The sequence below is a fragment of the Kitasatospora sp. NPDC101235 genome (assembly GCF_044767505.1).
Lineage (GTDB): Bacteria > Actinomycetota > Actinomycetes > Streptomycetales > Streptomycetaceae > Kitasatospora.
Map to the genome: position 1 here is coordinate 168,760 of NZ_JBIWNZ010000004.1, position 6,239 is coordinate 174,998.

At 73.1% G+C, this 6,239-nt stretch carries 6 protein-coding genes; 2 read left to right on the top strand and 4 right to left on the bottom strand.

The features are described 5' to 3' along the window. Positions 1-8: 8 nt before the first annotated feature. From ACIRRH_RS09510 to ACIRRH_RS09525, 4 genes are all read right to left on the bottom strand, one after another. Positions 9-1,082 carry a M14 family metallopeptidase gene (locus ACIRRH_RS09510; protein WP_403064117.1) on the bottom strand — a complete coding sequence of 358 codons (1,074 nt, stop codon included), beginning with the start codon at positions 1,080-1,082 and terminating at the stop codon, positions 9-11. 15 nt (positions 1,083-1,097) lie between these two features. After that, positions 1,098-1,427, bottom strand: a complete 330-nt coding sequence (locus tag ACIRRH_RS09515) for a hypothetical protein (protein WP_403064120.1) — start codon at positions 1,425-1,427, stop codon at positions 1,098-1,100. Between the two features lie 100 nt (positions 1,428-1,527). Then, positions 1,528-2,250: a TetR/AcrR family transcriptional regulator gene (locus ACIRRH_RS09520; RefSeq protein WP_403064123.1), complete on the bottom strand. Its 723-nt coding sequence runs from the start codon at positions 2,248-2,250 to the stop codon at positions 1,528-1,530. A gap of 368 nt (positions 2,251-2,618) precedes the next feature. Beyond that, positions 2,619-3,233 carry a LysE family transporter gene (locus ACIRRH_RS09525; RefSeq protein ID WP_403064126.1) on the bottom strand — a complete coding sequence of 205 codons (615 nt, stop codon included), beginning with the start codon at positions 3,231-3,233 and terminating at the stop codon, positions 2,619-2,621. 202 nt (positions 3,234-3,435) lie between these two features. Between ACIRRH_RS09525 and ACIRRH_RS09530 the strand changes: the two genes are divergently transcribed. Together ACIRRH_RS09530 and ACIRRH_RS09535 are read left to right on the top strand one after the other, a co-directional pair. Continuing rightward, the gene (locus ACIRRH_RS09530; RefSeq protein WP_403064129.1) at positions 3,436-4,065 is read left to right on the top strand and encodes a maleylpyruvate isomerase N-terminal domain-containing protein; all 630 of its coding nucleotides are present in this window, start codon (positions 3,436-3,438) and stop codon (positions 4,063-4,065) included. 202 nt (positions 4,066-4,267) lie between these two features. Further along, a complete protein-coding gene (locus ACIRRH_RS09535) occupies positions 4,268-6,106 on the top strand; it encodes a M1 family aminopeptidase (RefSeq protein WP_403064132.1) in 1,839 nt (612 codons plus the stop codon). Positions 6,107-6,239 lie beyond the last annotated feature (133 nt).

Sequence of the window (6,239 nt, forward strand, 5' to 3'; positions counted from 1 at the left end):
GGGGTTGTTCAGGCGGTGGCCAGGCAGAACTGCACCAGCCCGGCGTCCACATCACGGATGATCTGTTCCATCTCCGCCCACCGCGGGTGGAATTCGGTGCCCCACTCGACGGTGAAGCCGAGCACCTTGCCCTGGTCGGGGTCGGCGAAGCCGCGGGAGTAGACGTAGTCGTCGCTGGTCCCGCTCGTCGGGTACAGGTGGAAACCGCTCATCGGTTTGTACGTCAGGCCGCGCACGCCGTTGACGCCGTGGCAGAACGCCTCGGCGAGCAGCACGGCGGCGTCCTGGTCGCCCTTGGGGATGTACTCGGAGTAGGTGAGGTCGCCGGGCAGGCCGCGCTTGCCGTCGTACTCGGAGTTGCGGAAGTTCATGCCGGGGTCGATCGACTGGTTCTCGTCGTCGCCCCAGTTGTAGAGCACGTCCTGCGAGTAGCTGTGCACGTCGACGAACCACTGGGTCAGCGGGAGCTGCTCCAGCAGCCACCGGACGTTGCGGGTCTCCGGTTCGGAGAACGCGCTCGGGCCGGCGTACACCTGCGGGTCGCAGGGGTCGTTCGACACCTGGGGGTTGGCGTTCGGGTCGAAGGCGGTGACGAAGTCGAAGAGGAAGTCGTAGTTGCGGTTGATGTCGACGCCGACGCAGTCCGGGTTCGGGCTGCCGCCGGCGTTGGCCGGGTTGCGGTTCTTGCGCCACATCGGTCTGACGGTCTGGCTGTAGTTGCGGCCGTCGGGGTTGACCAGCGGGTAGAGCACCAGGTCGAGCCGGTGGAGCAGGCTGCTGACCTGGCCGGCGGTGAAGGCGGTGCCGCCGTAGCCGAGGCCGGTGCCGTCCCGGTGGGATTCCAGCAGGTCGGCGGCGAGGTGGATGAGGATCTCACAGCTGCCCCACTCGCGGGCGTGGACGCCGCCGATCATCATGACGCACGGCTTGGGGGCCGTCGCGGGTTCGCTGATCAACAGGGCGTGGGCGGTGCGGCCCTCGTGCGAGGCCTCGGGCAGCGTGAGGAGTTGGGTGATGTCGGGGTAGGCGGTGGCCAGGCTGGTCACGGCGGACTCGACCTCGGTGACGTTCAGGTACGGCATGGCGGGCCTCCCGGGTCAGCCGGAGAGCTTGGTGGCCAGGCCGCGCGGGACGGCGTCGGCGGGGGCGAAGCGGTCGCCGACGCCGACCTCGGCCTGGGCGGCGCGCCCGGCCTCGCTGGCGTTGCCGACCCGGGTGACCGTGATGCCCTCGCGTTCGAGGGCCGGGACCTGGTCGGCCGGGGCGTAGACGTCGATGCCGATGCGGCCGTCCTCCTCGACGTGCGGGCGTCCGCCGACGTCGGGGTGGGTGTCGCGCAGCAGCGCGCGCAGGGTCTCCGGATCCTTGGCGGTGACGCGCAGGCGCAGGATGTCGTCGTGGGGTGACGCGTTCGGGGTGGAGGACATCGGGACTTCTTCCGGGCGCCGTCAGCGGGCTGCCGCGATGGTGCAGGGTGGCCCGGCGGCGCCGATCAGGGCGGATATGTCCGACGTGTACCTCGTATCCTCAGGATGCGTCGCTGCCGTAGAAGCCGTCAAGGGGCGGCTCGGGCATCCGGTCGAGCAGGCTGTCCAGGCCGCTCAGCAGCTCGGCCTCGTCGTCGAAGTCGGCGAACCGGGGCACCAGGGCGCGCAGCCGGGGGTACTCGGCGGCGGGCAGTCGGTGCAGGCCGAGCCGCAGGACCGGGTCCGGCTCGTTCGGGTTGTCGACCACCTGGCGCTTGTCCACCAGCAGGCAGCCGAGGTTCCAGGCGACGAAGGTGCGGTAGACGGTCAGCGTGCCCGCGTCGTCGAAGCCGGCCTGGCCGAGCACGGCCAGGATGTGCTCGGTGAGTTCCAGCACCGAGGCCGGGCGGCGGGCCACCGGGACGGACAGCGGGCGGGTCGCGATCAGCGGCAGGATCTCGGGGTGGGCGTGCGCGGTGGCGGCGAACGCCCTGGAGATCCGGCGCAGTTCGGCGCGCCAGCCGGCCTCGTGGGGGCCGCGGCCGGCGCCGGCCCGCAGCCGGGCGTTGATCTCGTCGAAGTAGGCCTCGACCAGGCCGTCGAGCAGGGCCTCCTTGCCCGGCGTGTAGCGGTACAGGGCCATCGACTCCACGCCGAGCTCGGCCGCCAGCCTGCGCATGGTCAGCGCGGCCAGGCCCTCGCGGTCGACCAGGGCCACGGCGGCGCCCAGCACCAGCGGGCGGCTCAGCCGGCCCCGCTTCTCGGGGGCGTCCCGCTCGGCCATGTCCGCACTCCTCCGGGTCCGTGACAGCGTCGTCGGCCGTGCCCGAGCCGGTCGGGCCGCTCGGCGGGGCGGCTGCGGTGCAGGGCCCGCTGTCGGGCTGGGTCTTCGGGCTGGGTCTTCGGCGGATGTCACTCAACGGATACAGAACCAGGATACAAGGTACGAATCGGACGTAAACGGGCGAGCGGCTCTTGGTGACCGGCCCGCCGATCCCGCTGGTCAGTCGACCGGCGGCGGAGCCGCGCGGAGAGGGTGGGTACGGCGCCGGGGGCGGCGGAGCCGGTTGCGCTGCGTAGCCGGACGTTGCCGGGGGCGGTGGGCTGGTGGGCCAAGGGTGTGGCGTGGACCGTCGGGCGGCCGGCCGGTGCTCAGCCGAGCAGCAGCCGGACGGCGAGGGCGGCGACCAGGGCGGCGGAGCCGAGGGCGGCGAGCAGCCGGCCGCGCGGGCCGGTCAGCGCCCGGCCGAGCAGCGCGCCGCCGGAGGCCAGCAGCAGCTGCCAGCAGGCGGATGCAGTGAAGGCGCCGACGGTGAAGGCCGCCCGGGCCGGGACGCCGTCCTGGCTGCCCCCTCCGAGCACCAGGGCGGCGAAGTAGAGGACGGTGAGCGGGTTCAGCAGGGTGATGCCCAGCAGGGTCAGGAAGGCCCGGGCGGGGGTGGGCGGCGAGGCCTGCGGTCCGGCGGCGGTGCCGGGACGGCTGCGCAGCGCGCTGACGGCCGTTCGGGCGGCCAGGGCCAGCAGCACCAGGGCGGAGACGGTCCGCAGCGGCCGGGCGACCGGTTCGAGCAGCGGCGCGAGGCCGGTCCCGCCGGCCGCCGCGAGCAGCGCGTACAGCCCGTCCGCGGTGGCCACGCCGAGGGCGGCGCAGGCGCCGGTGCGCAGCGAGGTGCGCGCGGTGAGCGACACCAGGTAGGCCCCGACGGCCCCCACCGGGACGGCCACGCCGAGCCCGGCGAGCAGCCCCGCGGCCAGTGCGGCCCTCACGAGCGGACGGCGTCGGGCCTTCGGGGGTGGCCGGGCTGCTGCTGGATCCGGGCCGGGCGGGTGGCGGCGGGAGCGGGCAGCGGGCGGGCGGCGGAGTCGGTCATGCGCCGATGGTGACGGCTCGGGGAGGGGGCGGCAAACGGTTTTCCGGGAGCCCGGGGTAGCGTGGGAAACCCCGTGATCAGCGTCCCGAGGAGAATCGATGAACAGTCAGAACGACCCGGTGCGAGTGCTGTTGGCTCAGGCCTGGGCCTCCTGGGCGGAGCGGGGTGCGGCCCTGGTCGCCGAGGACTGGGACCGGTCCACCCGGCTGCCCGGGTGGACCGTACGGGAGCTGTACGCGCACGTGGCGCCGGTGCCGGAGATGTTCACCGGGCTGCGCGCGGCCGTCCTGGACGGGCAGGCCGAGGTGGTTGACGGGGCCGGCATCCTGCGCGCCTACAACCGGCCCGGCGGCATCGCCCACTCCGCCGCCGGCCAGGTCGCCGAGGCGGCGAAGCAGGCCGCCGAGGTGGCCGAACCCGCCGCGCTGATCGCCCGGTTCGGCGTGGAGGGCCCGGCCGCGCTGGACGGCCTCGCGGACCTGCCGCCGGGCACCACGGTGGCGCACCCGCTGCTCGGCAGCGTGACGGTCGGCGCGCTCGGCGAGGTGGCGCTGATGGAGGCGACCGTCCACCTGCTCGACCTGGTCGCGGCCGTCGGCGGCCCGCCGCCCGCCGAGGGGGCGCTGCACTTCACCCGCGCGCTTCTGGCGGAGGTCGCCGAACCGGCGGCCTTCATCGAGGCGGCGACCGGCCGCAGCGCGGCGGCGGTGCTGCCGGTGATCCGGTAGGGCGGTCGTCCGGTGAGCCGGTGAGCCGGTGAGCCGGTGAGCCGGTGAACCGGTGATCCGCTGGGCCGGTCATCCGGTGAGGTGGTCATCCGGCGAGCCGGTCAGCAGGTGAGGCGTATGCGTCTCATGTCATGAGCCTTTCAAAGGTGCGGGTTTGCTGTCACGCTGCTGCTCCCGGCCCGCTCCCCCACGAGAGGCACCGATGAGAAGACTCCTGCCTGCCCTGACCGGCGCCGCCCTGTTCGCGGCGACCGGCCTCGCGGTGCTCGCCACCCCCGATGTGGCGAGCGCCGCGGACTGTACACCCGCCCAGGTGGCGGCCAACGGCGGTTTCGAGTCCGGAAGTTCGCCCTGGACGGCGCCGAGCGGCGCGATCACCGCCGACAGTCGCCAGAGCGCGCACTCCGGCAGCTCCTACGCCTGGCTCGACGGGTACGGCTCCAGCCACACCGACACGCTCTCGCAGTCCGTCACCCTCCCCGCCGGGTGCGGCACCGCGACGCTCGGGTTCTGGCTGCACGTCGACACCGCCGAGACGACCGGCAGCACCGCCTACGACAAGCTGACCGTCAAACTCGGCTCCACCACTGTGGCCACCTACTCCAACCTGGACGCCCAGGCCGGGTACGTGCACAAGACCGTCGACGTCTCCGCCTTCGCGGGCCAGACCGTGACGCTCGCCTTCACCGGCGTCGAGGACTCCAGCCTGCAGACCAGCTTCGTGCTGGACGACGTCACCCTGGACGTCTCCGGCGGCGGTACCACCCCGCCCCAGCCCGGCGACCCGACCCGCACCCCGGTCGCGCCGGCGTACACCGTCGACCTCACCAGCGATGCCTCCGGCGGCAGTTGGACCGGGCACGAGAGCGTGACCTTCAGCAACGCCTCGCCCACCCCGCTGAACGAGGTGTACCTGCGGCTGTGGGACAACGCGCACGGCAGCTGCCCCAGCACCCCGATCACGGTGACCAACGTGACCGGCGGCACGCCCTCCCCGCTCACGGTGAACTGCACCGCGCTCAAGATCACCCTGCCGGCTCCGCTCGCGCAGGGCCAGAGCGGCACCGTCGGATTCGACCTCGGCATCACCGTGCCGAGCGGCGCGGACCGCTTCGGCCACGACGGCGCGTACAACTTCCTCGGCAACGCCCTGCCCGTCCTGGCGGTGCGGGACGCGGCCGGCTGGCACCTCGACCCGTACACCAACAACGGCGAGTCCTTCTACTCGGTGGCCTCGGACTTCACCGTCACCCTGGACCACCCGACCGGCCTGCTGGTGCCCGCGACCGGCACCTCGGTGGACACCCCCGGTGCGGCCGGACGGACCGTCACCAAGGCGACCGCGAGCAAGGTGCGCGACTTCGCCTGGGGCGCCGGGCCGTTCACGAAGATCTCCGGCACCTCCGCGGTCGGGGTGAAGGTCAACGTCTATTCGGTGGCGGGGATCAGTTCGGCCGACTCCAAGTCGATGCTCTCCACCGCGACCTCGGCGGTCGACGCCCACGCCCAGCGCTTCGGTGCATACCCGTACGGCGAGTTGGACGCGGTGATCGACAACAACTTCTGGTTCGGCGGCATGGAGTACCCGGGTTTCGTCCTCGACCTGGTCAGCACCACGGCGCTCACCCACGAGATCGGTCACCAGTGGTGGTACGGCATCGTGGGCGACGACGAGTACAACGGCCCCTGGCTGGACGAGGCCTTCACTGACTACGCCGCCGACCTCGCCCTCGGCAAGACCGGCAACGGCTGCTGGAACAGCGTCTCCTGGGCCTCCTCGGAGGAGAGGATCACCAACTCGATGGCGTACTGGGACGCCAACTCCTCCCGCTACTCCACGGTCGTCTACGGCTACGGCAAGTGCGCCCTGCACGACCTGCGCCGGACGATCGGCGACACCGCGATGACCACGCTGCTGCGGAACTACGCGCAGGCGCACTGGTACGGCGTCTCCACCACCGCGGAGTTCAAGGCCGCGGCCCAGGCCGCCACCACCGTGGACCTGACCTCCTTCTGGAGCCAGCACCGCATCGACGGCTGAGCCCGCGCACCCGGGCGTGGGCCCCCCGCCCCCCCCCCGGGGGGGGCCCCCCGGGCGGGGGGGGGGGGGGGGGGGGGGGGGGCCGGGTTAGCAAAAGACGGGTTCGGCCGGCGGGCGGGGCGAACACACCGCC

Excerpts from the sequence above, each read along its gene's own strand:
- ACIRRH_RS09510 (WP_403064117.1), bottom strand. The coding sequence starts at position 1,082 with ATGCCGTACCTGAACGTCACCGAGGTCGAGTCCGCCGTGACCAGCCTG.
- ACIRRH_RS09515 (WP_403064120.1), bottom strand. The coding sequence starts at position 1,427 with ATGTCCTCCACCCCGAACGCGTCACCCCACGACGACATCCTGCGCCTG.
- ACIRRH_RS09520 (WP_403064123.1), bottom strand. The coding sequence starts at position 2,250 with ATGGCCGAGCGGGACGCCCCCGAGAAGCGGGGCCGGCTGAGCCGCCCG.
- ACIRRH_RS09530 (WP_403064129.1), top strand. The coding sequence starts at position 3,436 with ATGAACAGTCAGAACGACCCGGTGCGAGTGCTGTTGGCTCAGGCCTGG.
- ACIRRH_RS09535 (WP_403064132.1), top strand. The coding sequence starts at position 4,268 with ATGAGAAGACTCCTGCCTGCCCTGACCGGCGCCGCCCTGTTCGCGGCG.